This is a genomic window from Arthrobacter sp. 05T47 (assembly GCF_056395825.1).
Genome location: NZ_JBFTKG010000008.1, coordinates 42,642 through 69,632, shown reverse-complemented (window position 1 = coordinate 69,632; position 26,991 = coordinate 42,642). Strand labels below are relative to the sequence as shown.

The 26,991-nt window shown below is 68.4% G+C and carries 25 protein-coding genes; 3 read left to right on the top strand and 22 right to left on the bottom strand.

Features of this window, described 5'->3' with window-relative positions; genetic code table 11:
• Positions 1–6 precede the first annotated feature (6 nt).
• Together AC1DEY_RS08470 and AC1DEY_RS08465 are read left to right on the top strand one after the other, a co-directional pair.
• Positions 7–933, top strand: a complete 927-nt coding sequence (locus tag AC1DEY_RS08470) for an alpha/beta fold hydrolase (RefSeq protein ID WP_476867560.1) — start codon at positions 7–9, stop codon at positions 931–933.
• On the top strand, positions 930–2,015 hold the full coding sequence (locus AC1DEY_RS08465; RefSeq protein WP_476867559.1) for a glycosyltransferase family 4 protein: 1,086 nt from the start codon (positions 930–932) through the stop codon (positions 2,013–2,015). The genes AC1DEY_RS08470 and AC1DEY_RS08465 overlap by 4 nt, the downstream gene beginning before the upstream one ends.
• Positions 2,016–2,198: 183 nt before the next feature.
• Here the strand turns inward: AC1DEY_RS08465 and AC1DEY_RS08460 are convergent, their stop codons facing one another.
• The 13 genes from AC1DEY_RS08460 to pyrR form a co-directional block, all read right to left on the bottom strand.
• On the bottom strand, positions 2,199–4,370 hold the full coding sequence (locus AC1DEY_RS08460) for a primosomal protein N' (RefSeq protein WP_476867558.1): 2,172 nt from the start codon (positions 4,368–4,370) through the stop codon (positions 2,199–2,201).
• A 195-nt stretch (positions 4,371–4,565) separates the two neighbouring features.
• The gene (gene metK, locus AC1DEY_RS08455) at positions 4,566–5,801 is read right to left on the bottom strand and encodes a methionine adenosyltransferase (protein ID WP_441409011.1); all 1,236 of its coding nucleotides are present in this window, start codon (positions 5,799–5,801) and stop codon (positions 4,566–4,568) included.
• Between the two features lie 76 nt (positions 5,802–5,877).
• Complete coding sequence (locus tag AC1DEY_RS08450; protein ID WP_476867557.1) at positions 5,878–7,197, bottom strand: bifunctional phosphopantothenoylcysteine decarboxylase/phosphopantothenate synthase; 1,320 nt, start codon at positions 7,195–7,197, stop codon at positions 5,878–5,880.
• A gap of 52 nt (positions 7,198–7,249) precedes the next feature.
• On the bottom strand, positions 7,250–7,510 hold the full coding sequence (gene rpoZ / locus AC1DEY_RS08445; RefSeq protein ID WP_090581074.1) for a DNA-directed RNA polymerase subunit omega: 261 nt from the start codon (positions 7,508–7,510) through the stop codon (positions 7,250–7,252).
• 39 nt (positions 7,511–7,549) lie between these two features.
• Positions 7,550–8,122 (bottom strand): guanylate kinase, encoded by a 573-nt coding sequence (gene gmk / locus AC1DEY_RS08440; RefSeq protein WP_476867556.1) that lies wholly within the window; start codon positions 8,120–8,122, stop codon positions 7,550–7,552.
• 38 nt (positions 8,123–8,160) lie between these two features.
• The gene (gene mihF, locus AC1DEY_RS08435) at positions 8,161–8,478 is read right to left on the bottom strand and encodes an integration host factor, actinobacterial type (protein ID WP_441409014.1); all 318 of its coding nucleotides are present in this window, start codon (positions 8,476–8,478) and stop codon (positions 8,161–8,163) included.
• Positions 8,479–8,659: 181 nt separating this feature from the next.
• The gene (gene pyrF / locus AC1DEY_RS08430) at positions 8,660–9,526 is read right to left on the bottom strand and encodes an orotidine-5'-phosphate decarboxylase (protein ID WP_476867555.1); all 867 of its coding nucleotides are present in this window, start codon (positions 9,524–9,526) and stop codon (positions 8,660–8,662) included.
• Positions 9,519–12,818 carry a carbamoyl-phosphate synthase large subunit gene (gene carB / locus AC1DEY_RS08425; RefSeq protein ID WP_476867554.1) on the bottom strand — a complete coding sequence of 1,100 codons (3,300 nt, stop codon included), beginning with the start codon at positions 12,816–12,818 and terminating at the stop codon, positions 9,519–9,521. Before carB ends, pyrF begins: the two co-directional genes overlap by 8 nt.
• Entirely contained in the window at positions 12,818–14,062 is a 1,245-nt protein-coding gene (gene carA, locus AC1DEY_RS08420; RefSeq protein ID WP_476867553.1) for a glutamine-hydrolyzing carbamoyl-phosphate synthase small subunit, read from the bottom strand. The genes carB and carA overlap by 1 nt, the downstream gene beginning before the upstream one ends.
• A gap of 52 nt (positions 14,063–14,114) precedes the next feature.
• Entirely contained in the window at positions 14,115–14,633 is a 519-nt protein-coding gene (locus AC1DEY_RS08415; RefSeq protein WP_476867552.1) for a PH-like domain-containing protein, read from the bottom strand.
• Complete coding sequence (locus tag AC1DEY_RS08410) at positions 14,633–16,003, bottom strand: dihydroorotase (RefSeq protein WP_476867551.1); 1,371 nt, start codon at positions 16,001–16,003, stop codon at positions 14,633–14,635. Before AC1DEY_RS08410 ends, AC1DEY_RS08415 begins: the two co-directional genes overlap by 1 nt.
• On the bottom strand, positions 16,003–17,088 hold the full coding sequence (locus AC1DEY_RS08405; protein WP_476867550.1) for an aspartate carbamoyltransferase catalytic subunit: 1,086 nt from the start codon (positions 17,086–17,088) through the stop codon (positions 16,003–16,005). The genes AC1DEY_RS08410 and AC1DEY_RS08405 overlap by 1 nt, the downstream gene beginning before the upstream one ends.
• On the bottom strand, positions 17,085–17,684 hold the full coding sequence (pyrR, locus tag AC1DEY_RS08400) for a bifunctional pyr operon transcriptional regulator/uracil phosphoribosyltransferase PyrR (RefSeq protein ID WP_441409020.1): 600 nt from the start codon (positions 17,682–17,684) through the stop codon (positions 17,085–17,087). The genes AC1DEY_RS08405 and pyrR overlap by 4 nt, the downstream gene beginning before the upstream one ends.
• Before the next feature lie 136 nt (positions 17,685–17,820).
• Here pyrR and AC1DEY_RS08395 point away from each other — a divergent pair, with 136 nt between their 5' ends.
• Positions 17,821–19,104, top strand: a complete 1,284-nt coding sequence (locus AC1DEY_RS08395; RefSeq protein WP_476867549.1) for a PrsW family intramembrane metalloprotease — start codon at positions 17,821–17,823, stop codon at positions 19,102–19,104.
• A gap of 67 nt (positions 19,105–19,171) precedes the next feature.
• Here AC1DEY_RS08395 and nusB read toward each other — a convergent pair whose 3' ends face one another.
• From nusB to ruvX, 9 genes are all read right to left on the bottom strand, one after another.
• The gene (nusB, locus tag AC1DEY_RS08390; protein ID WP_476867548.1) at positions 19,172–19,582 is read right to left on the bottom strand and encodes a transcription antitermination factor NusB; all 411 of its coding nucleotides are present in this window, start codon (positions 19,580–19,582) and stop codon (positions 19,172–19,174) included.
• Positions 19,582–20,145 (bottom strand): elongation factor P, encoded by a 564-nt coding sequence (efp, locus tag AC1DEY_RS08385; protein ID WP_018773146.1) that lies wholly within the window; start codon positions 20,143–20,145, stop codon positions 19,582–19,584. Before efp ends, nusB begins: the two co-directional genes overlap by 1 nt.
• A gap of 154 nt (positions 20,146–20,299) precedes the next feature.
• Positions 20,300–20,818, bottom strand: a complete 519-nt coding sequence (locus AC1DEY_RS08380; RefSeq protein ID WP_476867547.1) for a tetratricopeptide repeat protein — start codon at positions 20,816–20,818, stop codon at positions 20,300–20,302.
• Entirely contained in the window at positions 20,818–21,909 is a 1,092-nt protein-coding gene (gene aroB / locus AC1DEY_RS08375) for a 3-dehydroquinate synthase (RefSeq protein WP_441409022.1), read from the bottom strand. Before aroB ends, AC1DEY_RS08380 begins: the two co-directional genes overlap by 1 nt.
• The gene (locus AC1DEY_RS08370) at positions 21,906–22,517 is read right to left on the bottom strand and encodes a shikimate kinase (protein WP_476867546.1); all 612 of its coding nucleotides are present in this window, start codon (positions 22,515–22,517) and stop codon (positions 21,906–21,908) included. Before AC1DEY_RS08370 ends, aroB begins: the two co-directional genes overlap by 4 nt.
• On the bottom strand, positions 22,517–23,716 hold the full coding sequence (gene aroC / locus AC1DEY_RS08365) for a chorismate synthase (RefSeq protein ID WP_441409024.1): 1,200 nt from the start codon (positions 23,714–23,716) through the stop codon (positions 22,517–22,519). The genes AC1DEY_RS08370 and aroC overlap by 1 nt, the downstream gene beginning before the upstream one ends.
• Positions 23,717–23,742: 26 nt before the next feature.
• The gene (locus AC1DEY_RS08360) at positions 23,743–24,624 is read right to left on the bottom strand and encodes a shikimate dehydrogenase (protein WP_441409025.1); all 882 of its coding nucleotides are present in this window, start codon (positions 24,622–24,624) and stop codon (positions 23,743–23,745) included.
• Positions 24,621–26,408, bottom strand: a complete 1,788-nt coding sequence (gene mltG, locus AC1DEY_RS08355; protein WP_476867545.1) for an endolytic transglycosylase MltG — start codon at positions 26,406–26,408, stop codon at positions 24,621–24,623. Before mltG ends, AC1DEY_RS08360 begins: the two co-directional genes overlap by 4 nt.
• Complete coding sequence (ruvX, locus tag AC1DEY_RS08350) at positions 26,405–26,989, bottom strand: Holliday junction resolvase RuvX (protein WP_476867544.1); 585 nt, start codon at positions 26,987–26,989, stop codon at positions 26,405–26,407. The genes mltG and ruvX overlap by 4 nt, the downstream gene beginning before the upstream one ends.
• Positions 26,990–26,991 lie beyond the last annotated feature (2 nt).

Sequence of the window (26,991 nt, the reverse complement as noted above, 5' to 3'; positions counted from 1 at the left end):
ATCCAAATGGAACAAGTGGACACCGGGTCCTCACGCACGCCGCTGATCAGCACCGGACTCGAAGCCCGCACCCGGGCCGAGTCCGTTGACGTTGACGGCGCCCGTACCGCCTATTGGGTCTACGAACCCGTCCGGGTCACGGCGGAGACCCGGACCATTCTGGTGGTGCACGGTTTCCGCGGCGACCACCACGGCCTGCTCCGGGTAGCAGACCGGTTGACGGAGATGCGCCTGATCATGCCGGACCTGCCCGGCTTCGGCAGCTCGGCCGCCTTCGAGGGGACCGAGCACAGTGTCCGCGCGTACGGTGGTTTCCTCGGCAGTTTCATGGCTGCACTGGGCCTGGGTGCGGACACGGTCCTGCTGGGGCATTCGTTCGGTTCAATCATCGCCAGCCACTTCGTGGCGGCGAACCCCGGCGCCGTGGCCGAACTGATCCTGGTTAATCCCATCGCGGCGCCGGCCCTCGAGGGCCCCAAGGGCCTCATGACAAAGCTCGCGGTGCTCTACTACGAGGCCGCAGCGCGGCTCCCCCGGCGGTTCGGGCTCGCCCTGCTGCGCAGCCAGGCGATCGTCCGGGTGATGAGTGTGGCCATGGCCAAGACCGGGGATAAGGATATTCGCAGGTTCGTGCACGCCCAGCACAGCGCCTATTTCTCCTCTTTCGCGGACCGGGACAGCCTGCTGCAGGCCTTCAAGGCCTCTGTTGGGAGCAATGTCTCCGAGGTGGCGGCTGAACTTTCTCTGCCCGTGCTGCTGATCGCGGGCGAGAAGGATGAGATCGCCATGCTGGCGGACCAGCACAAACTCGTGGCGCTGCTGCCGGACGGGAGGCTGGAAGTCATTCCCGGCGTCGGGCATTTGATCCACTACGAAACCCCCGAACCCGCCGCCCGCTATATCCGACGCTTCCTAAAGGACCACGCCGCGTGAAGATTCTCATTGATGCCCGCTTCACCCGGCTGGACCACCACGACGGCATCAGCCGCTACGGCGCCAGCCTGATCGCAGCAACCGCCAAGATCGCGGACGTCTCGATGCTGATCAGCGACCCCCGCCAGCTCGCGCTCCTGCCGGACGTTCCGTACACCGTGATCAACAGCCCCCTGTCACCGGCGGAACTCTTCGTGGCAGCGAGAGTCAACAAGCTGGGCGCGGACGTGGTGGTGTGCCCCATGCAGACCATGGGCAGCTGGGGACGCAAATACGCCCTGGTGCTGACCCTGCACGACCTCATCTACTACGAGCACCCCGCCCCGCCCGGGTTCCTGCCGGCCCCGGTCCGGGTCCTGTGGCGCCTGTACCACAAGGCCTTCTGGCCCCAGCGGCTCCTGCTGAACAGGGCCGACATCGTGGCGACCATCAGTTCCACCACGGCGGCCCTGATGGCCAAGTACCGGCTCACCCGCCGCCCGGTCCGGATCGTGGGCAACGCCCCCCAGCACGGCCACACACCGCGCGACCCCGGGGCGGGGGCCGACAAGACGCTGCTCTACATGGGGTCCTTCATGCCCTACAAGAACGTGGAGACGATGATCCTGGGCATGGCGGAACTGCCGGACATGACCCTCCACCTGCTGAGCCGGATCGCCCCGGAGCGGCGGGCGGAACTGGAGGCACTGGCTCCGGAGGGGGCCAACATCATCTTCCACAACGGCGTCAGTGACGCCGAGTACGAGGCCCTCCTGGCGCGCACCACCGCGCTGATCAGCCTGTCCCGGGCCGAGGGCTACGGACTGCCGCTGGTCGAGGCGATGTCGCACGGTACGCCGGTGATCGCCAGCGACATCCCGATCTTCCGGGAGGTCGGCGATGACGCCGTCAGCTACGTGCACCCGGACTCGCCCGCGGAGTTTGCCGAGGCCGTGCGCAGGCTCGAGGACCCTGCGCTGTGGAAGGCGCGGTCCCTCCGCGCGGTGGAGCGGGCGGCCGACTTCAGCTGGGATGAGTCCGCCCGGCGGCTCGTGGCGGTCGCCGAAGAGGCCGTCGCGCTCCGGGGCCGGACCAAGAACTAGCCCACCCGGGCGGCATAACTGCGCTGGCCACCGGGCTCTGGGAACCGCGCCGAAATTCCCCACCTCTGACACCGCAACCCCGCGACACGCCGCTGTAACTGGCCAGCACGCCGCCGGAGGCTGCCAAAGGTGGGGAATCTGGGCGGCGCGGCAGCTCTCCTGGCGAGCTCGCCCGATGGCCTGTTAGAGGACGTCCACACCGTCCAGGCGCAGCTGCACGGGGTCGTCGCTGCGCTTGGCCGCGGCTGCCGCTTTGACAGCACGCAGGACGGCCGTGGCCTCGGCGGCCTGGGCGTAGGGGATRAACAGCAGSGTCCGGACCTCCTCGCCGGAATCCCGCGGTCCTGGTTCCCCCTGCGCTGAGCGCCCTCCCGCGGCGGCCGGCAGTATCAGGGGCGCCGGTCCGGCCGTCCGAAGGACGGTTCCGTGCACCGCCAGCCGGTGCTCTACGGCGTCGGYGAAGTGCCCGACGGCGGTCCTGCCCCCGGTGACGGAGGCGACCCGCACGGCGGGGGGCAGCTGCAGCTCCTGCCGCAGCGCCAATTCCCGGCTCGCGTACCCGGCAGGATCCCAGCGCAGCAGGGCGCCAACCCCGGCGGCGTCGTCGGCGGTGATGACCACCAGGCCGCCCTCGGGTGCCGGCCGCACCAGGGCTGCGGCGTTGAACCAGCGACGCACTGCGTCCTCCCCCGCCCTCAGGTTTTCCCGGCGCAGCAACGAGTCGCCGTCGAGCAGCAGGGCCGCGGCGTACCCGCCGGTGGCCACCGGCTCGGCACCGACGGTGGCCACCACGAGGGCCTTCGTCGCCGGGACGGTGGCCTTGACGTGATCCCCCGAGGAGGTGATGACCGGTGTTCCCGGAAACGCCCGGCCCAGCTCCTCCGCCGTGCGGAGGGCCCCCGTGGCGCCACGCCGCAGCCGGACACCGTTGCAGGTACCACAGCGCCATGACGGGGCCGGCGATGAGCACCAGCGGCATTGCGGCACGGCGCTGCTCCCGCCCGGCCCGGCGATCGCCAGGGGCCCGCTGCAGGCGGTGCAGCGGGCCGGCTCCCGGCAGGTTTCGCACACCAGCGAGGGGGCGTAGCCGGCCCGGGCCACCTGGACCAGGACCGGGCCGCGTTCCAGGCCATCCTTGGCCGTCCGCCAGGCCGCGCCCGGGAGGCGGGCGATGCGGGCCAGCGGGTCACGTTCCTGTTCAAAGCTGTCCGCCGTGTTCAGTACGCGCGGGACCGTCCGGCGGAGGACGGTTCGCTCCGCTTCCACGGCCTGCGCCCAGCCGGAGGCGACCAGCCGCTCCGTTTCGGTGCTGCGGGAGTGGGCCGCGAGCAGGCAAGCGGCTCCCTCCTGGCCTGCGCGGAGCAGGAGGACTTCGCGGGAGTGCGCGTACGGGGACCGTTGTTCGATGTGGAGGTCGTCGCCGTCGTCCCAGCAGACCACGAGCCCGAGGTTCGGCACCGGTGCGTAGGCCGCGGAACGCGTGCCCACGGCGACCCCGGCCGCGCCGCTGAGGACGCGCAGGAAGCTGCGGTAGCGCGGGGTCTGGCCATCGTCCGCGGTGAGCCGGGCGACGTCGCCGGCGGGAAGGAGTTCCAGCAGGGCGGACTCCACCCGGTCCAGGTCCCGGTAGTCGGGCACCACCACGACGGCGCCGCGGCCGGAGATCCGCACGGCGGCCACGGCCTCGGCGACCATCCGCGGCCAGCCGCCGGGCCCGTAGCCCTGGAGGGCGGTCAGCACGGCCCTGGGCGACTCTCCCGCGGCCAGGTGGGCCAGGAACGCCTGACCGTTGCGGTACGGGGCCCAGACGCTGCCTGCGGCCCGTGAGGGCAGCGACGCGGAGGTCGCAAGACCAGCCATCTCAGTACCGAACAGCTCGGGGTCGAGCCGGCCGTCCGGGGCGAATTCCTTTTCGAGCCTGGCCATGCGCGGCGGCACGGCAACGCGCAGGACATCGCTGACCGTTCCGGCGTACCGGGAGGCGATCCGGCCGGCGAGTTCGGCTATGGCGGGGGTCAGCACCGGCACGGACGAGAGTACTTTGTGCAGTGGCACGAGCGGGTGGCCGGCGTCGGACGCGGCGGTGCGCTCCAGGAGGTATCCGGGCAGTTCCTGGCCGTTGAACTTGACCTTGACCCGCACCCCGGGCAGGGCCTGGGTGTCGAGGGTGGCAGGCACGCTGTAGTCGAAGGGCCGGTCCAGGTGTGGCAGCGAGGATTCGATCAGCACCCGCGCCACCGGCAGCTGGGCGGCGAGGGCTGGCCCGGGCGCTTCCGCGGCGGATACGGGGAAGCCCTGGAGCAGGGACAGCTGCTGGGGTTCGCCGGGCGCGCCCCCGCTGGGATTGGGACTCACGCGCACCTCCCTTGGGCTAAATGGCGGTTTCTTAAATGCACTGTAGCCAGGCCACCGGAAGGCGGCCTGGCTACAGCACATCACACAGCACTGACAAAAAACTCAACGGCAAACGCACACCGTGAAAACGCACGCCGTGAAAACGGACYGTCCGGCCGGCTTCCTGGCTGGATTCACGCAGCGTATCCGGCGGACTTAGGCGTTGAAGAAAGCTTTCAGTTCGTCCACCCGGTCCAGGCGTTCCCAGGTGAAGTCCGGATCTTCGCGGCCGAAGTGCCCGTGGGCTGCGGTCTTGGCGTAGATCGGGCGCTTGAGGTCGAGGGCGTCGATGATGGCCCGTGGGCGCAGGTCGAAGATCTCGGCGATCGCGGCGCTGATCCGCGCCGGGTCCACGGTTTCGGTTCCGAACGTCTCCACGTAGGTACCCACCGGGCGGGCCTGTCCGATCGCGTACGCGATCTGGATTTCGGCGCGCTTGGCCAGGCCTGCGGCCACCACGTTCTTGGCGACCCAGCGCATGGCGTAGGCGGCCGAGCGGTCCACCTTCGACGGGTCCTTGCCGGAGAACGCGCCGCCGCCGTGGCGGGCCATGCCGCCGTAGGTGTCGACGATGATCTTGCGGCCGGTGAGGCCGGCGTCGCCCACGGGACCGCCAATGACGAAGGCGCCCGCGGGGTTGAGGATATTGCGGGTCCGGGAGATGTCCAGGTTGGACAGCGCCATGACCGGCTCCACCACGTGCTTGGCGAGGTCGGCGCGGAGCTGGTCGAGGCTGGTGCCTTCGGCGTGCTGGCTGGAGATGACCACGGTCTCCACGGAAACCGGCCGGTCGCCGTCGTAGCCCACCGTGACCTGGGTCTTGCCGTCCGGGCGCAGGTAGCCGAGTTCGCCGTTCTTGCGGACCTCGGTGAGGCGCTCGGAGAGCCGGTGCGCGAGCCAGATCGGCACGGGCATGTAGGAGGGGGTCTCGTCGCTGGCGTAGCCGAACATGAGACCCTGGTCGCCGGCGCCCTGGAGGTCGTAGTCGTCTTCCTGGCGTCCCTCGCGGGCTTCGAGCGAGTTGAACACGCCGCCGGCGATGTCGTTGGACTGCTGGCCGATCGATACCGAGACGCCGCAGCGGGCGCCGTCGAAGCCGTTGGCCGAGGAGTCGTAGCCGATGCCCAGGATGGTCTCGCGGACAATCTGGGGGATCTCGACGTAGGCGTCCGTGGTGACCTCGCCGGCCACGTGGACCAGCCCTGTGGTGGCCAGCGTTTCGACGGCTACGCGGGATTCGGGGTCCTTGTCCAGCAGGGCGTCCAGGATCGCATCGCTGATCTGGTCACAGATCTTGTCGGGGTGGCCCTCCGTCACCGACTCGGACGTAAAGAGCCGGAGCGCGGCGGGCGTGGACCCGTGGAAGTCGGGGATGTGCAGCGGTAAAGTCACTCAACTACCTTACTGGTTGGAAAACGGGCGTCCGGCGGCGTGTGTCCCCATGCTAAGGAGATGTTGGTTACGCCGGCTAGGCCGGCGGTACTGCCCGGCTCAGCTCGGCGCTGATCCGGTCGATCACGGCAGCCGCGACGTCGGATTTGGAACCCGACGCCTCTTGGGGTTCGGAGCCGGCGCGGGAAAGGATGACCACGGAGTTCGTGTCTTCGCCAAAGACCTTGTCCCGGCCCACCTGGTTGACCACCAGCAGGTCGCAGGCCTTCCGGTGCAGCTTGGCCAGGGCGTACTCGAGGACATCTCCCCCGGCATCGCCTGTTTCGGCGGCGAAGCCGACAATCAGCTGATGCCGGGACGCGGCGTCGCGGACCTCGACGAGTTCCCGCAGGATGTCCGGGTTGCGCACCAGGTTGATGACGGGATCGGCGACGTCGTCGCGCTTCTTGATCTTGGTGCCGGAGACGTCCGCCGGGCGGAAGTCCGCGACGGCGGCGGCCATGATGACGACGTCGGAGTCGGCGGCCGCGTGCAGGGCTGCCTTGCGCAGCTCCAGGGCCGTCTCGACCTGGACGAGTTCGGCGCCGGCGGGCGCCGGAACCTCCATGTGGGCGGCCAGCAGGCGGACGCGGGCGCCGGCCTCGAGGGCGGCCGCGGCCAGGGCTACGCCCTGCTTGCCCGAGGAGCGGTTGCCGAGGAAACGCACGGGGTCCAGCGGTTCGCGGGTGCCGCCGGCGCTGATGGTGACCGTCAGCCCGGCCAGCGGGCGGCCGGCGGGAGGCCCGGCAACCAGGGCCGGATCCGCGGCGGCGGCCGACGCCGGCACGGTGTCTTCCGGCGTCAGGGAGGACGCGCCGGGCACGGCGGATGCCCCGGCGAGGGCCAGGGCGGCGGCGAAGATCGCCTCGGGTTCGGGCAGCCTGCCGGGGCCGGAGTCGGCTCCGGTCAGCCGGCCGCTCGCGGGTTCCAGGACAGTGATGCCGCGGCTGCGCAGGGTTTCGACGTTTGCCTGGGTGGCCTGGTGCTGCCACATTTCGGTGTGCATGGCCGGGGCCATGAGGACGGGGCAGTCGCCGGCCATCAGCAGCGTGTTGGTGAGGAGGTCATCGGCCTGGCCGGTGGCCGCGCGGGCCAGGAGATCGGCGGTGGCCGGTGCCACGACGATCAGGTCGGCCTCGTGGCCGAGCCGGACATGGTTGACCGTGTGGACGGCGTCGAAAACGCTGTTCCTCACCGGGTGCCCGGACAGGGCCTCCCACGTGGCAACGCCGACGAAGCGGGTTGCCGACTCGGTGGGGATGACCGTGACGTCATGCCCGGCTTCAGTAAAAAGCCGGAGGAGCGATGCCACCTTGTAGGCGGCAATCCCTCCCCCGACTCCGAGGACTATGCGCACGTGATCTCCGTCAACAGGCAGTCTGTTTACTTTGCTATTCCCGCGAAGGGAATTACTCCGCGGCTTCGATCGGCGTGGAAACGAGCTTGCCTTCGTTGATCTCGCGCAGCGCGATCGACAGGGACTTCTCGTTCAGCTTGGTGTCGACCAGCGGACCAACGTACTCAAACAGGCCCTCGTGCAGCTGGGCGTAGTACGCGTTGATCTGGCGTGCGCGCTTGGCACCGAAAATCACCAGTCCGTACTTCGAGTCGGCGGCCTTCAGCAGCTCGTCGATCGGCGGGTTGATGATGCCTTCAAGGTTCGTGGACACGAATTCTCCAAATTCTWACGGGCTGATGGCTTCCCGCGGCTAGCGCGGGTGGGGGGTCAGCCCCATGAGTGAAACAAGCTCGTCCGCTGCCCGGCGAACGTCGTCATTAATAACGGTGTGGTCGAACTCCGGTTCAGCAGCAAGCTCTACTTTACCGGTTTCCAGCCGTCGATGCTGTTCTTCGGCGCTTTCCGTGCCGCGGCCCACAAGCCGGCGGACTAATTCATCCCAGCTGGGCGGCGCAAGGAACACGAACTGCGCATCCGGAACGGCTTGCCGGACTTGGCGTGCTCCCTGCAGATCAATTTCCAGCAGTACCGGGCGGCCCTCGGCGATGGCCTGGTTGACCGTGCTCTTCAGGGTGCCATAGGTGTTCTGTCCGTGCACAACTGCCCATTCAAGCAGTTCGCCGGCAGCCACCAGGGACTCGAACTCCTCCTTGGACTTGAAGAAGTAGTGCACCCCGTCGATTTCCCCGGGCCGCGGAGCCCGGGTGGTAGCGGACACGGACAGCCACACCTCGGGGTAGTTGTCGCGGATATAGGTGGACACGGTGCCTTTGCCAACAGCCGTCGGGCCGGCGAGGACTGTCAGTCCCGGTTTCTTGCTCACATATTCCTTTGGGCGTTGGGGCAGCTCAGCGAACCAAGCTATTTGTCGTCAATAAAATCTACCAGCGCCCGGCGCTGGTGGATTCCCAGGCCGCGGACGCGCCGGGATTGCGCGATGCCGAGCTGGTCCATGATGGCCGCGGCACGGACCCGGCCGATCCCGGGCAGCGCCTCCAGCAGCTCCACGATCCGCATCCGGGCAATGGCGTCGTCGGTTTCCGCGGCATCGATGACGTTGGCGATGGTCAGAGCTCCCGTCTTCAGGCGCTCCTTGGCCTCGGCCCTGGTGGCCCTTGCGGCAGCGGCCTTGCGAAGGGCATCGGAACGCTCCTGCGGAGTGAGGGGTTTCAAGCTCACTGAGGTCCTCCCTGCATGGCGGGACGGGGCACCCGTGCCCTTGCCCTGAACCTACCCGCTGGCGGAGGCAGAAATCAATGGAAATCTGCAGCCGTCCCGGCAGGTCAAAAGCCCGGTCCCCTAACGGGACAGCACGCGGCCCGGGTCCGGTATCTCCGGTCCCGGGCCGGCCCGGCGGCGGCTAGGCTGCGAGGAGTTCGTCGAGGGTGCGCCGTGCGGCATCCCGGAGCGGCTGCAGCTGCGGTCCGGCGCCGAGGATGTCCCGGCTCGAGGTGCCCAGGACCTGCGGATAGGCCGCACCGAAAGTGCGGCGCAGATCCGCGGCGGTTGCGCCCTGCGCCCCCAGCCCGGGGGCCAGGATGGGCCCGCGGACCGCCGCCAGGTCAAGATTCAGTGCGGTCAGGGCGGAGCCCACCGTGGCGCCGACCACAAGGCCCACGGAACCGAGGGAACCGTCGTAGCGCCGGTTCTCCGCCGCGGCCGCCTCCGTGATCCGCCGCGCGACGGAATCCGCCCCGCCGACGTGCTGTACCGAGGCGCCTTCCGGGTTGGAGGTCAGCGCGAGGACGAACACGCCGCGCCCGGTCTCGGCGGCCAGGTCCAGGGCGGGCCGCAGGGACTCAAAGCCCAGGTACGGGCTCAAGGTAACCGAATCCGCGGCGAGGGCCGAGCCGTCCCGCAGCCAGGCGTCGGCGTAGGCGGCCATGGTGGAACCGATGTCGCCGCGCTTGGCGTCCGCGATGGTCAGCACGGAGGCCTCCGCGGCCGCGGCCAGGGTGCGTTCAAGCACGGCCATGCCGGCGGAGCCGTGCCGCTCGTACAGTGCCACTTGCGGCTTCACCGCGGCAGCGAGGGAGGCCACCGCCTCCAGGACGGTCAGCGAGAAGCGTTCCAGCCCTGCGGCGTCGTCGGTCAGACCCCATTGCTGCAGCAGCGCCGGATGCGGGTCGATGCCGACGCACAGCGGTCCGCGGGCCGCCATGGCCCGGCCCAGCCGGGAGCCGAAGGACTCCCGGCCGGGCGTTACTGCGGGGGCTGCCTCAGGCATCCTGGAGGGCCTTGAGGTTCGCGGCGTGCTCCTGCAGGCTCGTGACGGACCATTCGTAGGTGCGCAGCGCCTCGATGGCCTGGACGGCGGCGTTGAACTCGGCCACGGTGGTGATGCACGGGATGCCGATCGACGTCGCGGCGGCGCGCAGTTCGTAGCCGTCGCTGCGGGCCTCGCCACCGGAAGGGGTGTTGAAGACCATGTCGATTTCGCCTGCGATGATGAGGTCCGCGATGGTGCCTTCGCCTTCGGCGCTGGAGCCCTCGGCGACCTTCCGGACCGGGGTGGCCTGGATGCCGTTGCGGCGCAGCACGTCGGCGGTGCCGCCGGTGGAGACGATCTCAAAGCCGAGGTCCGAGAGCCGTTTGACGCCCATGATGACCGAGCGCTTGTCCCGGTTGGCCACGGAGACGAAGATCTTGCCCTCGGTGGGCAGCGCGTTGTTGGCGGCCGCCTGGCTCTTGGCGAAGGCCGTGTCGAAGTGCTTGTCGATGCCCATGACCTCGCCCGTGGAGCGCATTTCCGGTCCAAGCAGGGAGTCGACCACCTTGCCCTCGGGGGTGCGGAAACGGCTGAACGGCAGAACAGCTTCCTTGACCGAGACCGGTGCATCCAGCGGCAGCGTGGAGCCGTCGCCGGATTCGGGCAGCATCTTGTAGGCGCTGCGGAGCTGGTTAATGGTGACGCCGGTGCCGATCAGGGCCGCGGCCTTGGCCATCTGGACACCGGTGGCCTTGGAGACGAACGGCACGGTGCGGGAGGCCCGCGGGTTGGCTTCCAGGACGTAGAGCACGTCGGAGGCCAGGGCGAACTGGATGTTGATCAGGCCGCGGACGCCCACGCCCTCGGCGATGGCCAGGGTGGCGGTCCGGACCCGTTCCAGCACGTTGTTGCCCAGGGTGATCGGAGGCAGGACGCAGGCCGAGTCGCCGGAGTGGATGCCGGCCTCCTCGATGTGTTCCATGATGCCGCCGAGGTACATCTCCGTGCCGTCGTAGAGGGCGTCGACGTCGATCTCGACGGCGTCCTCCAGGAACCTGTCGATCAGGACCGGGTGGTCCGGGGTGATTTCGGTGGCGTTGGCGATGTAGCGGGAGAGGTTGGGCTCGTCGTAGACGATCTCCATGCCGCGCCCGCCGAGCACGTAGGACGGGCGGACCAGGACCGGGTAGCCGATCTCGTCGGCGATCTTCTTGGCGTCCTCGAAGGACACGGCGGTGCCGTTCTTCGGTGAGACGAGCCCGGCCTTGTCGAGCACGCGGGAGAACGCGCCACGGTGTTCGGCGAGGTCGATCGCTTCCGGCGAGGTGCCCAGGATCGGCACGCCGGCGTCGGCCAGCTGCTGGGCGAGCTTGAGCGGGGTCTGGCCGCCGAGCTGGACGAAGACGCCCATGACGCCGCCGGTGCGCTCCTCGGCCGCGATGACCTCGAGGACGTCCTCGAGCGTGAGCGGTTCGAAGTACAGGCGGGTGGAGACGTCGTAATCGGTGGAGACGGTCTCGGGGTTGCAGTTGACCATGACCGTCTCGTAGCCGGCCTTGCGCAGCGCCATGGAGGCGTGGACGCAGGAGTAGTCGAACTCGATCCCCTGGCCGATCCGGTTGGGGCCGGAGCCGAGGATGATGATGGACGGCTTGGCGTGCAGCGCGACCTCGTCCTCCTCGTCGTAGGAGGAGTAGTGGTAGGGCGTGTAGGCGGCGAACTCGGCGGCGCACGTGTCCACGGTCTTGTAGACCGGGCGGATGCCGAGGGCCTGCCGGACGCCGCGGACCACGTCCTCGGAGTTGTGGGTCAGGGCGCCGATCTGCTCGTCGGAGAAGCCGTGGCGCTTGGCGCGCGTCAGCATTTCCGGGGTCAGGGCCGCGGCCTGCCGGATTTCGAGGGAGATCTCGTTGAGGAGCTGGAGCTGGTCCAGGTACCAGGGGTCGATCTTGGTGGCCTCGAAGAGCTGCTCCACGGTGGCGCCGCCGAGCAGGGCCCGCTGGACCTGGTGCAGGCGCTCGGTGGTGGGCCGCTTGGCCTTCTCGATCAGCTCCGCGACTTCCCATTCCGGGACGTGGCTGAAGTCCAGCTGCGAGCCCTTCTGTTCGAGGGAGCGCAGGGCCTTCTGCAGCGCCTCGGTGAAGTTCCGGCCCATGGCCATAGCCTCGCCCACCGATTTCATGGTGGTGGTCAGGGTCGGATCCGCCGCCGGGAACTTCTCGAAGGCGAAGCGCGGGACCTTGACGACGACGTAGTCCAGGGTCGGCTCGAAGGACGCCGGGGTCTTCTGGGTGATGTCGTTCGGGATCTCGTCCAGGGTGTAGCCGAGGGAGAGCTTGGTGGCGATCTTGGCGATCGCGAAGCCGGTGGCCTTGGAGGCGAGGGCGGAGGAGCGGGAGACGCGCGGGTTCATCTCGATCACGACGACGCGGCCGGTGTCCGGCTCGACGGCGAACTGGATGTTGCAGCCGCCGGTGTCGACGCCGACTTCGCGGATGACGGCGATGGAGATGTCGCGCAGCCGCTGGTATTCGCGGTCCGTCAGGGTCAGTGCCGGCGCGACGGTGATCGAGTCGCCGGTGTGCACGCCGACCGGGTCGAAGTTCTCGATGGAGCAGACCACCACGACGTTGTCGTTCTTGTCCCGCATCATCTCGAGCTCGTATTCCTTCCAGCCGAGGATGCTCTCTTCGAGCAGCACCTCGCTGGTGGGGCTGTACTGCAGGCCCTGACCGACGATCCGGCGGAGGTCAGCCTCGTCGTAGGCCAGGCCGGAGCCGAGGCCGCCCATGGTGAAGGAGGGCCGGACGACCATGGGGTAGCCGAGGTCCTCGGCCGCGGCGAGGGCCTCGTCGATGGTGTGGATGATGTGGCTGCGGGCCGATTCGGCGCCGCAGCGTTCCACGACGCCCTTGAACTTCTCGCGGTCCTCGCCGAGTTCGATCGCGGCGATGTTGGCGCCGATCAGCTCGACGTTGTACTTCTCCAGGACGCCGTTCTTGTCCAGTGCGATGGCCGTGTTGAGCGCGGTCTGCCCGCCCAGGGTGGGCAGGACCGCGTCCGGGCGCTCCTTGGCGATGATCTTCTCGACCACCTCGGGGGTGATCGGCTCGATGTAGGTGGCGTCGGCGAACTCGGGGTCCGTCATGATGGTGGCCGGGTTGGAGTTCACGAGGATGACCCGCAGGCCCTCCTCCTTGAGGACGCGCAGTGCCTGGGTGCCGGAGTAGTCGAATTCGGCGGCCTGGCCGATCACGATCGGACCGGACCCGATGACCAGGACGCTCTTAAGGTCAGTTCTCTTGGGCATTACTTCTTGTCCTCAGTCTTGGATTCGGTGGCAGTCGTTGTGCCGGTCTCTGTCTTTGAAGGAGCGTCCGCCGTCTTTGAAGAAGCGTCCGCCATCAGCTCGATGAAGCGGTCGAAGAGGTAGGCGGCGTCGTGCGGGCCGGCCGCCGCTTCGGGGTGGTACTGCACGGAGAAGGCCGGGATGTCGAGGCAGTTGAGGCCCTCGACGACGTCGTCGTTGAGGCTCACGTGGCTGACCTCCACACGGCCGAAGCGCTCCTCGGGCGCCTGCGTGGCGCCGTTGAGCGGGGCGTCGACGGCGAAGCCGTGGTTCTGCGAGGTGATTTCGACCTTGCCGGTGCGGCGGTCCATGACCGGCTGGTTGAGGCCGCGGTGGCCGTAGCGCAGCTTGTAGGTGCCGAATCCAAGGGCGCGGCCCAGGATCTGGTTGCCGAAGCAGATGCCGAAGTACGGGATCTTCTCGTCGAGGACCGAACGGAGCAGTTTGACCTGGTTGTCCGCGGTGGCGGGATCGCCGGGGCCGTTGGACATGAAGAAGCCGTCGGGGTTGACGGCCTGGACGTCGGCGAGGGTTGCGGTGGCGGGCAGCACGTGCACCAGGACGCCGCGCTCGGCGAAACGGATGGGGGTCATGCGCTTGATGCCGAGGTCGATCGCGGCGATGCTGAACCGCGGCTCGCCGTCCCAGCCGAAGTCCTTGGGCTCCACTGTGTACGCGGCGTCCACGCTGACTTCCTCGGCGAGCCGGGAGCCTTCCATGGGCGCGCTGGCCAGGACGGCGTCGAGCAGTTCCTTGTCCGTGGCGCGGGCGGCGTCGCCGGAGAAGATGCCGGCGCGCATGGTCTTGTGTTCGCGCAGGTGGCGGGTGATGGCCCGGGTGTCCACGCCCTGGATGCCGACGATCCCCTGTTCGACGAGCTCGTCATCGAGGGACCGTTCGGACCGCCAGTTGGAGGGCCGGCGGGCGGCGTCGCGGACGATGTAGCCGGCCACCCAGATGCGGCGGGACTCGGCGTCGTCGGTGTTGACGCCGGTGTTGCCAATGTGCGGCGCGGTCTGCACCACGAGCTGGCGCGCGTACGAGGGGTCCGTGATGGTCTCCTGGTAGCCGGTCATGCCGGTGGCGAAGACCGCCTCGCCGAGGGCGGTTCCCGTGGCGCCGTAGCTGGTGCCGCGGAAAATCCGGCCGTCTTCGAGTACGAGGACTGCTGGGGTGGATGCTGCTGCAGCGTCGTTTGCTGTCACTGTTTTTTCTGTCTCTGTCTTTTCTGAAACTGCGTTGGATTCCGTCACGTCGTTACTTTCCACTATCGGCTTCCGCCTGAGGGGCTGCGGAGATCAAATCTTTGAGGGTGGCCAGGAGCAGGTCCTTCTCATCCGCCCGGCGGGTCCGGAAGCCGGTGTCCAGCTCGTGGGAGCCGAGCATCCAGCTGACCACCAGGAGGCCGTCCTTTTCCACGAACTTTCCGGCCATGCCGCTTTCCTGGCGCACGCCCGTGAGGCGGGCAGCCGGGATGAACACCGGCCCGGCGCCTGCACGGTCGAAGAGCACACCGTCGGTGTGCACGCTGAGCGTGGCGTTGGTGCGGATGCCCAGGTGATGCACGGCAATGCGGTCAAGCCAGTCGCCGGCAGTGGTGGACGCGACGTACTGCCCGTCGGCCGTGGCCAGCGGAGCGCCAAGTTCGTCGGGGACCTCGGGCAGGGGCTCGACGTCGGACTGGCGGCGCAGGCGGTTGCGCCAGCCGACCGCGATGAGGATCAGCGCCACGGCCGTCAGGACCACCGTGAAGAGCAGGGAAAGGTCCTTGACCATCACGGGCGGCCCGCCGGTCCGGCGTCGAGGGCCTCGGCCGGCCACCGGTACGGGGTGTTTAGTTTGCCGTCGAGCACGGTCGGGTGGCCCTTGAAGAACGTCGCCACCACCTTGCCGGGGAGTTCCCGGCCGGCAAACGGAGAGTTACGGCCCATGGTTGCCATCTTAGAAGGGTCCACGGTCCAGCGCGCAGCCGGGTCCACGAGTGTGACGTTGGCGGGTTCGCCGGGCTCGAGCGGGCGGCCCTGGTCCTCCAGCCGGCCGATCGCGGCAGGGGCGGTCGAGGTGACGCGGGCGAAGTCTTCCCAGCCCATCAGCCCGGTTTCGATCATGGTGTGCTGCACTACGGACAGCGCGGTTTCCAGTCCGGTCATGCCCATGGCCGCCTGCGCCCATTCGCATTCCTTGTGTTCGCTCGGGTGCGGGGCGTGGTCGGTGCCGACGACGTCGATCGTGCCGTCGGCCAGGGCAGCGCGGAGGGCCTGGACATCGGCGTCGGTGCGCAGCGGCGGGTTGACCTTGTAGACGGGGTCGTAGCTGCGGGCGAGCTCGTCGGTGAGCCAGAGGTGGTGCGGGGTGACCTCGGCCGTGACGTTGACACCTCGGGACTTGGCCCAGCGGATGATTTCCACGGACCCGGCGGTGGAGACGTGGCAGACGTGCAGGCGGGAGCCGACGTGCTGGGCCAGGAGCACGTCGCGGGCGATGATGCTCTCTTCGGCGACGGCCGGCCAACCGGCCAGGCCCAGGACCGCGGAGACCTCGCCCTCATTCATCTGGGCGCCGGCGGTGAGGCGGGGTTCCTGTGCGTGCTGGGCCACGACGCCGTCGAACGCCTTGACGTACTCGAGCGCGCGCCGCATCAGCACGGGATCGTGGACGCAGATGCCGTCGTCCGAGAACACCCGCACGTGGGCGCGGGAGTCGGCCATGGCACCCAGTTCGGCGAGCTGCTCCCCCGCCAGGCCGACGGTGACGGCGCCCACGGGGCGGACGTCCACCCAGCCGGCGGTGCGGCCCAGGGTGAGCACCTGTTCGACGACGCCGGCGGTGTCGGCCACCGGGGTGCTGTTGGCCATCGCGTGGACGGCCGTGTAGCCGCCGAGGGCGGCGGCGCGGGTGCCGGTTTCCACGGTTTCGGCGTCTTCGCGGCCGGGTTCGCGCAGGTGGGTGTGGATGTCCACCATGCCGGGCAGGGCGACGAGGCCGGTGGCGTCGATGATGGTTGCGTCCCCGGCGTCCAATTCCCGGCCGCGCGCGGCGATGACGCCGTCACGGATCAGGAGGTCCTCGGCTGCTCCGCCCAGGATCGCGGCGCCGCGGATCAGGTAGGCGCCGCTGTTGTCTGCGTTCTGCTGCTGTTGGGCCATCAGTGGCTCTCCTGGGGGGAATAAGTGGCGTTCGGATGGGCGGGGGACGCGGCCGCGGAGGCAGATACAGCCACCCCGGCAAGGGAGGCCGCGGCGGGTGCGACTGGTGCGGCGGCCGGTTCGCGGTTCTCGCCGGAGAGCAGCAGGTACAGTGCCGCCATTCGGATGGAGACGCCGTTGCGGACCTGCGCCAGCACCGTGGAGCGGGGCGAGTCGGCGGCGGCAGCGGAGATTTCCAGGCCTCGGTTCATGGGACCGGGGTGCATGATGATGGTGTCCTTGAGCCCCAGGCTGTCGAGGGCCCGGAGCCGGTTGTCGTCGAAGCCCCACCGGCGTGAGTACTCGCGGGTGGTCGGGAAGAAGGACGCGTTCATCCGTTCGCCCTGGACGCGGAGCATCATCATGGCGTCCACGCCCTGGGCGAGGGTCTCGTCGAGGTCGAAGCTGACGGCGCAAGGCCATTTTTCGACGCCGATGGGCAGCAGCGTGGGCGGCGCGACGAGTGTGACCTCGGCGCCGAGGGTGCGCAGCAGCCAGACGTTGGAGCGGGCCACGCGGGAGTGCAGGACGTCGCCCGCGATGGCGACGCGCATGCCCTGCAGGTCCGCCCCGGCCGACGGCGYGCCGGCCAGCTTGGCCCAGTGCCGGCGCATGGTGAACGCGTCCAGCAGTGCCTGGGTGGGGTGTTCGTGGGTGCCGTCGCCGGCGTTGATGACGGCGGCGTCGATCCAGTCGGTGGCGGCGAGCCGGTGCGGGGCGCCGGAGGCCCAGTGCCGGATGACGACGGCGTCGGCGCCCATCGCGGCGAGTGTCTGGGCGGTGTCCTTGAGGGACTCGCCCTTGGAGACGGAGGAGCCCTTCGCGGCGAAGTTGATGACGTCCGCGGAGAGCCGCTTGGCCGCGGCCTCGAAGGAGATCCGGGTGCGGGTGGAGTCCTCGAAGAAGAGGTTGACCACGGTACGGCCGCGCAGGGCGGGGAGCTTCTTGACCTCACGCTCCCCGACGGCTGCCATTTCCTCGGCGGTGTCGAGGATGCGGATGGCGTTGTGCAGGCTCAGGTCTTCGGTGGAGAGCAGGTGCCTCATGCGGTGGCCTCGATAACCACTTCATTGACCGGGGCGCCGTCGACGCTGTCGGTTTCCTCGAGCCGGACACGGACCTTCTCGGAGGAGGACGTGGGCAGGTTCTTGCCGACGTGGTCCGCGCGGATGGGCAGTTCGCGGTGGCCACGGTCGATCAGCACCGCCAGGCGGACAATCCGCGGGCGGCCGAGGTCGATGATGGCATCCAGGGCTGCGCGGATGGTGCGTCCGGAGTAGAGGACGTCGTCGATGAGCACGACAACCTTGTTGTCGATCCCTGTGCGCGGCAGCTGGGTGGGGTACGGCGGCCGGGTGGGCTGGTGGGAGAGGTCATCGCGGAACATGGTGACGTCGAGCTGGCCGACGATCGCGGCGGCGTCCACGGTGGGGTCGGCGGCGGCGATTTTGGCGGCGAGGCGGACGGCGAGGGGGTAGCCCCGGCGCGGGATGCCCAGCAGGACGAGGTCCTGGGAGCCCTTGTTGGCCTCGAGAATTTCATGGGCGATACGAGTGAGGGCGCGGTCGATGTCAGCCTGGTTGAGGACAACCCTGGTGAGCACAACCTTCGCCGGACCCGGTGCTGAAGGCACAGAAGTCAAAGCTCGTCTCCCCTTTCCCCGCCTCACGGGACGGAATTAAAAAAGGATTATTTGCTCTTTCAAATTACCACAGCGGGGCTGGCGGCCCGTCGCCGCCCGAATGCGTTTAACCTCACACGGACATAGGCTCGAGTCCATGACGACGAACGAGCCGCGGCCGGGGCATGACCGGCCCGGCTACCCCGCTTCCGGCCGGCCGCCGCTGCCCCAGCAGGCCAACCCGACGTGGCTGGGGCATGTCCGGCCGCAGCACTACCAGCAGGCGCCGGCCAACAGCCGCGGCCACTTCCCGCCGGCGCTGCCACCCGCCGTTCCCGCGGGAGGCAGTTCCGGCTGGAAGGCCGGCAACAGCTCCGCCGGCGTTTTTGGACTTGTGCTCGCCGGCGGACTCCTGGCGTTCATCAGCCTCTTCCTGGTCCTGCCCTTCCTCCTGGACCGCACGGGAATCTCCGGCTTCGTGGTGGGCTTCATCGCCTCCCTGGTTCCCTTGACGACCGTGCTGTTGACGGTGCGCTTCATCGACCGCTGGGAACCCGAGCCCAGGGCGCTGCTGCTCTTCGCCTTTGCCTGGGGAGCCGTCGTCTCGATAGCGGTGACCATGCTTATCCAGCCCTATTTTTCGCTGCTGGCCGGGCCGGCCTCGGGACTGGACCATACGACGTTCGCAGTAACGGTCCAGGCGCCGGTGGTGGAGGAATTCGCCAAGTCCCTGGGGCTGCTGATGATCCTGCTCTTCGCCCCGAAACATTTCAACGGACCGGTGGACGGTGTGGTGTTCGCCTTCRCGATCGCGGCCGGCTTCGCGTTCACCGAGAACATCCTCTACTTCGGCCGCGCCATTGCCGAATCCAGCGACCCGGGCACGGACCTCGCGGTCGTGTTCTTCCTGCGCGGGGTCATGTCACCGTTCGCCCACGCCATTTTCACGGGTACCACGGGGCTGATCATGGGCTTCGCCGCGAGCCGCGGGAGCACCGGGCTGTCCGTGCTGGCGTTCCTGGTCGGCCTCGTCCCGGCGATGCTTCTGCACAGCGGCTGGAACAGCATGGGCCAGGACTTCCTGACCCAGTACGTGCTGGTGCAGGTGCCGATCTTCCTGCTGGCGGTCCTGGTCATTGCCCTGCTGCGGGTGGCGGAGCGCAGGCTCACGCGCCAGCGGCTCAGTGAGTACGCTGCCGCGGGCTGGTTCACCGCGGCCGAGGTGGACATGATGGCCACCCCCGGCGGACGGCGCTCCGCACTGCGCTGGGCCAGGTCCGTGGGGCGGGACGCCCAGATGAAGGCCCTGCTCCATGCGGCCACCGAGCTTGCCTTTACCCGGCAGCGGATCCTCGGCGGCCGGGACGTGGCCGCGCATCAACGCGATGAGCAGCGCCAACTTGCCGAGATCGCCGCCCTCCGCGCCGCCGTCGTCGGCTAACGAAAGAACCCCGCCCGGAGTCCCGGGCGGGGTTCTTTGTGGTGCTGGGTTGTTGTTCCCGAACGACCTAGGCCAGCAGCGAAGGCTTCAGCTGCTGCAGGCGGCCCAGCAGGCCGTTGATGAACGACGGCGACTCGTCAGTGGAGAGCGTCTTGGCCAGGGCCACAGCCTCGCTGACAGCCACGCCGTCGGGCACGTCGTCGTTGTAGAGCAGTTCCCACGTGCCGATCCGCAGGATGATGCGGTCCACGGAGGGCATGCGCTCCAGGGTCCAGCCCTGCGAATAGGTCTCCAGGAATTCGTCGATGGCGGCCTGGTGGGACACCACGCCTTCGACAATTTCCAGGGTGTACGGGTTGACGATCTGGTCTGTCTGCTCGCGGCGGGACTTCAGTACGTCGAAGGCCGAGGCGGAGCGCTGCTCGGCCTCAAAGAGGACATCGAGGGCCCGGYTCCGGGCCTTACCGCGTGCACTCACTAGTCGTTGACCCGGCCGAGGTAGGAGCCGTCGCGGGTGTCGACCTTGACCTTGGTGTTGTTCTCGACGAACAGCGGAACCTGGATCTCGTACCCGGTTTCGAGGGTGGCGGGCTTGGTGCCGGCCGAGGAGCGGTCGCCCTGCAGGCCCGGCTCCGTGTAGGTGATCTCGAGGACGACGCTCGGGGGCAGTTCGATGTAGAGCGGGTTGCCCTCGTGGATGGCGATGTTGACCATCTGGTTTTCGAGCATGAAGTTGGTGGCGTCGCCGACGGTGGCAGCCGAAACGGTGAGCTGGTCGAAGTCCGAGGTGTCCATGAAGACGAAGTCGGCGCCGTCTTGGTACAGGTACTGGTAGTCGCGGCGGTCCACCGTGGCGGTCTCGATCTTCAGTCCAGCGTTGAAGGTCTTGTCGACGACCTTGCCGGACATCACGTTGCGCATCTTGGTGCGCACGAACGCGCCACCCTTGCCGGGCTTGACGTGCTGGAACTCGATGATGTTCCAAAGCTGGCCCTCAAGCTTAAGGACGGTTCCGTTCTTGATGTCGTTAGTGGTTGCCACAGTATCCTCTTAGTTTCTCGATGGTTCCATCAGGCCGGTGCTAGCGGCCAGACGCTTATGCCGGGCCGGCATGCCAAGCGGCCCGCCAGCGCGTATTTGTCAAAAATCCAAGATCTATTCTACCGGTTCCGGCCGACCACTGGCTGACGGGGCCTCAGGACTGCTGTTCCAGCACGTCCCGGGCGCGTTGCAGCGCCACCGCGGAGGCGTAGACCAGGGCCGCGTCGGCGGAGCCGGCCACGCGCAAATCCAGGGCCTTGGCGAAGGACTCGACGGCGGCGCCGACGTTGCCGCCGGCGAAGTAGGACCGGCCCAGGTGCTGCCGCACGGCCGCCTCTTCCAGGGTGCCCTGGGTCTCGGCGAGGAGCTGGCGGAACACCTCGACGGCGCGGTCGAACCGGTTGGAAACCCGGAGCACGTCCGCCTCGAAGATCCGCAGCCGGAGCGAGCCGGGGTCCTTGTACCGGGCGTCGGCAAGGAGTTCGGCGGCTTCGGCCGCGTGCCCTTCGACGAGCCTGAGGAGGATCAGGTCGCCCGGGTCGGTGGAGGCCGCCAACGCCTCGGCCAGGACCTCGTCGTTGACGATCTGGGGCATGAGGCTTTGCGGGTTGATCCGGATTCCGGGAACTCCCGCGTCGGGCCACTCGGTGGTGCCGCCCTTCACCGTCATCATCAGGAGGCAATCTCCTGGTAGGCGGCAAAGAGCAGTGACGTGTCCGGGACGTCAAGGATGCCGGGCCGCCCGACGCCGTCGAGCACCACGAATCGCAGCAGGTCACCACGGGATTTCTTGTCCCGGCGCATGCCGTCGAGGAGGGCCTGCCAGCGGTCGCGGCGGTAGGTGATGGGAAGCCCCAGGCTTTCGAGGATGCTCCGGTGCCTGTCGGCGTCGGCGTCGCTGAGCCGGCCGACGCTGCGGGCGAGCTCGGCGGCGAACATCATGCCGACGGAGACGGCGGCACCGTGACGCCAGGAATAGCGTTCCGCGAGTTCGATCGCGTGGCCCAGGGTGTGGCCGTAGTTCAGGATCTCGCGCTGGCCGGTTTCCTTCAGGTCCTCGGAGACCACCTTGGCCTTGACGCTGATGGCTCGTTCGATCAGTTCGCGCAGGACCTCCGAGCGCGGATCGGAGACGGCGGTGGGGTCCTTTTCGATCAGGTCCAGGATGGCCGGGTCGGCGATGAAACCGCATTTGATGACCTCGGCCATGCCGGAGATGATCTCGTTCTTCGGCAGCGTCTCCAGGGTGTCCAGATCCGCGAGGACGCCGGCGGGCGGGTGGAATGCGCCGACGAGGTTCTTGCCCTCGGCGGTGTTGATCCCGGTCTTCCCGCCGACGGAGGCGTCCACCATGCCCAGCAGGCTCGTGGGCATGTGGATGACCTTTACGCCGCGCAGCCAGGTCGCGGCGACAAAGCCGGCTAGGTCCGTCACGGCGCCGCCGCCGACGGCGACGATGGCGTCGGAGCGGGTGAAGTCGTTCTGCCCCAGCACCTGCCAGCAGAAGGAGGCCACCTCAATGTGCTTGCCCTCTTCGGCGTCCGGGATTTCTGCGGTCAGCGCGGTGAAACCGGCGGCGGCCAGCTCTTCGCGGACAGTGTCGCCGGTGAGCCGGAGCGCGCGGGGGTGGATGACCAGGACACGCTTGACGCGTTCGCCCAGCAGGCCCGGCAGGCTCGCCAGCAGGCCGCGGCCCACTACGACGTCGTAGTTCTCAGCGGGCGTTTGTCCGGTGACTTTGATGACGGTTGATTCGGTACTCACTTTTCAACTTCCTTTGTTGACGCCCGAGTGGGCACTGCCGCGGACTTGGCCACGGCGCGCTCCCCCAGCGCTTCTTCCAGACGGTGAGCCAGCTCCGCAACGTTGCCGCTCCGGACATCGAGGACGAGGTCGGCGAGGCGTTCGTAGACCGGCTGCCGGGTGGCGAACAGGGCCCGCCACCTGCCCATGGCGTCGCCGGCCAGGAGTGGCCGGCCGGAATTCTTGGCAATGCGTTCCGCCACGGTCTCGGCGTCGCATTCGAGGTACACCACGGTACAGCGGGCCAGCAGCTGCTGCGTCCCGGAGTCCAGGACGGCCCCGCCGCCAAGGGAAATGACACTGGTGCCGCCCCGCGCCTCGTCGATGGCCTGCGCTACGGCCCTGGCCTCCAGCTCGCGGAAGGCGTGCTCGCCGCGGCTGGCGAAGATCTCGGCGATGGTCCCGTGCTGGGCCACCACGAGGGCGTCGGTGTCGGCGAAGGCGCACCCGAGGTGCTGAGCGAGCTGCTGCCCGATCGCCGATTTACCCACGGCCATCGGTCCGATCAGGACCACCGGGCCAATGTGGCGTGCCGCGGCGGAGAGCGCTTCGGTATTCCCCACCGGCACTAGTGGCCGATCGAGTCCAGGGACGCCGGAATGCTGTCCAGGTAACCCTTGATGTTGCGGGCGGTCTCCTGCACGGAGTCACCGCCGAATTTTTCCGCGACCGCTTCGGCGATCACGAGGGCCACCATGGCCTCGGCCACCACGCCGGCGGCCGGGACGGCACAGACGTCGGAGCGCTGGTGGTGGGCCTTGGCGGCCTCGCCGGTGCTGACGTCGACCGTCTTGAGCGCGCGCGGCACGGTGGCGATCGGCTTCATGGCGGCACGGACACGCAGGACATCGCCAATGCTCATGCCGCCCTCGATCCCGCCTGCGCGGTTGGAGGTGCGGATGATCTTGCCGTCCGCGTCCTTGACGATCTCGTCGTGGGCAGCCGAGCCGCGGCGCGCGGCCGTGCGGAAGCCGTCGCCGACCTCGACGCCCTTGATGGCCTGGATGCCCATCAGGGCCGCCGCCAGGCGCGAGTCAAGGCGCCGGTCCCAGTGGACGTAACTGCCGAGTCCCGGCGGGAGGCCGTAGGCCAGCACTTCAACGACGCCGCCGAGGGTTTCGCCTTCCTTGTGTGCGACGTCGACCTCGGCCACCATGGCGTCCGAGGTTTCGCGGTCGAAGCAGCGCAGCGGGTCGGCGTCAAGGGCGATCACATTGCCGGGGCGGGGCAGCGGCCGGCCTTCCGGCACGGCAACGCTGGCGATGGACACGGTGTGGGAGACGAGTTCGATCCCGACCTGCTTGAGGAACGCTGCGGCGACCGTGCCGAGCGCCACCCGGGTGGCCGTCTCGCGGGCGCTGGCACGTTCCAGCACCGGACGGGCCTCGTCAAAGCCGTATTTCTGCATGCCGGTGAAGTCGGCGTGGCCGGGCCGCGGCCGTGTCAGCGGGGCGTTCCGGGCCTGGTCGGCCAGGATTTCCGGCTCCACGGGATCGGAGGACATGATCTGTTCCCACTTGGGCCACTCGGTGTTGCCGACCTGGATGGCGACGGGGCCGCCCTGGGTCAGGCCGTGGCGGACGCCGCCGAGGATCGTGACCACGTCCTGCTCGAATTTCATCCGGGCACCGCGGCCATAACCTAGCCGCCGGCGGGCCAGCGCCTCGCTGATGTGGGCGCTGGTGAGTTCAACACCGGCGGGCACGCCTTCAATAATTCCGACCAGTGCCGGGCCATGGGATTCACCGGCAGTCAACCAACGCAACATACAATCCATCCTGCCATGTCGGGCACTTAGAACACCCGTCGGGGTGCCCCGACTGCGTCACACATCACATCTATGACTCCGGCCGGCAGGGCCTCTCCCAGTCCGGTGAAATGCCGCACCTGCTCCACTGCCTGGTAGATGAGCATTTCAAGACCAGGGACCACTGTGCCGCCGGCTTCCTGCCAGGCCGCGGCAATCCGGCTGGGCCACGGATCGTAGGCGACGTCCAGGAGGACGCCCGGGTGGCCCGAGGCTGCTGCCAGCCCGGCAGCGATTTCGGCGGCAAGCCCATCTGCCGCGCGGGGCGGGAAGGTGGAGATGACGACGTCGGCCGTGGCGACGGCGGCGGCCGCACCGTCGAGGGGAAGCACCTGGACGGGGAGCCCCACGGCGGCGGAGGCGGCGCGGGCCTCGCTGGCCCGGCTGACGTCGCGCACGAACACTTCGGCGGACGCCGCACCGAGTTCCTTGAGGGCTGCGATGGCTGCCGCAGCGGTCCCGCCCCCGCCGAGGACCACGGCGGTGGGTGCCGCGGCCGCCCCGGCGTGCCGGAGCGCGTTGACGATCCCGGCGACGTCGGTGTTGTAGGCAACCAGCCGGGTTGAGCCGCCGTCGGATTCGAAGGCAACAGTGTTAACGACGCCAAGCGCACCGGCCACGCCCCGGACCTCGTCCACTTCCGCCACCATGGCGGATTTGAGCGGCATGGTGACCGAAAGCCCGCGCCAGGACCCCTCAGCGCGGACCTCGCCCCGGACCTGCCGCATGAAGTCCGGCAGGTCGGCCTCTGTCACATCAATGGCGGAGTAGGCGATGTCCACGCCCAAGAGCGCGTAGGCGGCCCTATGCAGCGCCGGAGACTTCGAATGGCTGATGGGATGCCCGAGGACGGCCGCCCGCAGCGTCATACGCAACGTCCCGGGTTCGCCTCGCACCAGGAGTTGTACTGCTCCACGTAACCGAGGTGTTCGGCCAGGGTCTTGGAGAACTTGGTCTCCTTGGTGTCCAGGTTGATGGTGACCCAGTACAGGTAGTTGTTGGTCTTGGGCTTGGCGGCGGCGTCAATGGCCGTCTTGCCCGGCGAGCCGATGGGTCCGGCCGGCAGCCCCTGGTTGGCGTAGGTGTTGTACGGGTTCGACTTGTCGGCCTTCTGGCCCTCGTCGATGTGGAAGCTGCGGATGCCCAGGCCATAGGTGACGGTCGCATCGGACTGGATGAGCCCGTTGGTCTCGGTGTTGTTGGGCTTGAGGCGGTTGTAGATAGCGCCGGCAACGTCCCCGTATTCGGCCTGGCCGCCTTCTGCCTGGACGATGCTCGCTACGGTGAGGACGTCGTATTGTTTGGCGGGATCGGTGACGCCCTGGGCCTTGAGCTCATCCTGGGTACTGCCGACCAGCTGCTGCAGGATGTCCTTGGCGGAGGAGCCCAGCGGGAAGCGGTACTCTCCCGGAGCCAGGTAGCCCTCCAGGTTCTTGGCCTTGGCCGGGACGCCGAACTGCGCGGGCGCATCGCTGAGCGCCTTCAGGTCCGGAACCGGGATCCCGGTTCCCTCGGAAATCGCCTGCAGGGATTCGCTGATCCGCAACCCGGCGCTGAGCGCAAAGTACATGACCTTGCCCTTGTCCTTGTTGAGCAGGATGTCCACGGCATCCGAATTCTTCATTTCCTGGCGCATCGAGAACGTGCCCGGGTTCAGGGCACCGCCGGACGCGGTGAACGCCTTGAGGAACGTGTCCGCGTTCGCCACAACCTTCTTCGACTCCAGCTCGGTGGCCACGGACCTCGGTCCGTCGCCGGGCTGGACTACGATGCTGACCTCGCCGGTCCCGGGGCCGGGGTAGTCCGCCTTGGTGTCCCCGCCCAGGAGGGGCTTGAGGAACTGTGCGCCCACCGCGATGGCGACAACGAAGACCGTCAGGGTCAGCACCAGGGCCAGGACGCGGCGCCGGCGGCGGACCTTCTTGGTCGGGACCTTGTCGTAGCGGACGGCTCCGGCCATCAGATCGTGAGCTGGTTCGGCGTGGTACTCGGCCTCAGGGTGCACCTGGGGGTCGACGGAGTCGTCGTAAGCATGGTGAGCCTCGTCGTGGGGGTGCAGGGCATAGCCATCATGGGCGGTTGCATCCTGGCCAGCGGCATCGTGGTGGGTCTGGTGGCCGTACTGCCCGGCCGYGGCATAAACGGCGTGGTGATCTACCGCGTCGTGGGCTGCGGCCTCATGATCTGCGGCATGGYGGGCGGGCTCATCGTCGGCGGGGTCGTGGGAAGGGACGCCGGGGACCGGCATCATCCGGGTGAAGTCATCGCGGACGGGCTCTGCCTCAGCGGGGACTTCGTCCAGAGGTTCGTCATGCACACGTTCTTCATGCACAGCGTCGTGCACGGGTTCGACGGGAAGAGCGTCGTGCACGGGTTCTTCAAACAGAGGCTCTTCGTGCAGCGGTTCTTCGTGCACGGTGGGTGCCGCTTCGGGGATCTCCGGAGCTGCCTGCGGCGGCTCGTTGGCCGGCCGGGCTTCCGAAGGCGCCGCCGCCGGGACATCCTGTCCCGTCTCGAATGCCTGCGGCGGGATCACGTTGTGCCCCTGGGTCGCCAGGAGCTTCTCCCGGGCCCTGATCTCCTTGCGCGTCAGCGGTCGGCTGGCACCACCGAGGTCGTCACCGGAGGAGTCATCACTGTTGACCGGGCTCACTGTAGCCTTCCATGTTCTGAAGAGTGCGTCTGTACTGCCGGGCCGGTCTGTGCGCCGTCTCCGGTCGGCCCCGGCGCAGACTCCGCGTAGACGCGGTTTCCGACCTCCGTTCCCCTGGCCTTTTGCATATCAATCGCATGCTGCAGAATACCTGCCGCCGCAACCTGATCAACAACTGTACGGTGATTCCGGCTGCTCATGCCAGCTTCGTGCAGGTTGCGGTGGGCCGTCACGGTGCTCAGCCGCTCGTCAACCAGCCGCACGGGCATGTCCGATCCGGCGGCCTGCAGGGCCCGGGCCAGCAAGTGTGCGTACTCCGTCGCCATCCTGGCCGAGGCGTGCTCTTCGCCCTTCATGGTGCGCGGCAGGCCCACGAAAATCTCCACGGCGTCCAGCTCCACGGCCAGAGCGGCCAGGATACGCACGTCAGTGTTCTTTTTCACGTTCCGCTGCAGCGTGCGCAGCGGGGTCGCCAGGATTCCGTCGCGGTCGCAGACGGCCACACCCACACGGACGGTGCCGACGTCCACCCCGAGCTTCACACCCCGGGGATAGACGCCGGCCACAGCAGCTTCAGACACGT

Bases quoted from the DNA above. Each gene is read 5' to 3' on its own strand.
- AC1DEY_RS08380 (WP_476867547.1), bottom strand. From the start codon at position 20,818: ATGATGACGGTGAAGGGCGGCACCACCGAGTGGCCCGACGCGGGAGTT.
- carB (WP_476867554.1), bottom strand. From the start codon at position 12,818: ATGCCCAAGAGAACTGACCTTAAGAGCGTCCTGGTCATCGGGTCCGGT.
- AC1DEY_RS08410 (WP_476867551.1), bottom strand. From the start codon at position 16,003: ATGGCCCAACAGCAGCAGAACGCAGACAACAGCGGCGCCTACCTGATC.
- AC1DEY_RS08360 (WP_441409025.1), bottom strand. From the start codon at position 24,624: ATGACGCTGCGGGCGGCCGTCCTCGGGCATCCCATCAGCCATTCGAAG.
- pyrF (WP_476867555.1), bottom strand. From the start codon at position 9,526: ATGCCTGAGGCAGCCCCCGCAGTAACGCCCGGCCGGGAGTCCTTCGGC.
- AC1DEY_RS08415 (WP_476867552.1), bottom strand. From the start codon at position 14,633: ATGGTCAAGGACCTTTCCCTGCTCTTCACGGTGGTCCTGACGGCCGTG.
- aroC (WP_441409024.1), bottom strand. From the start codon at position 23,716: ATGTTGCGTTGGTTGACTGCCGGTGAATCCCATGGCCCGGCACTGGTC.
- AC1DEY_RS08470 (WP_476867560.1), top strand. From the start codon at position 7: ATGGAACAAGTGGACACCGGGTCCTCACGCACGCCGCTGATCAGCACC.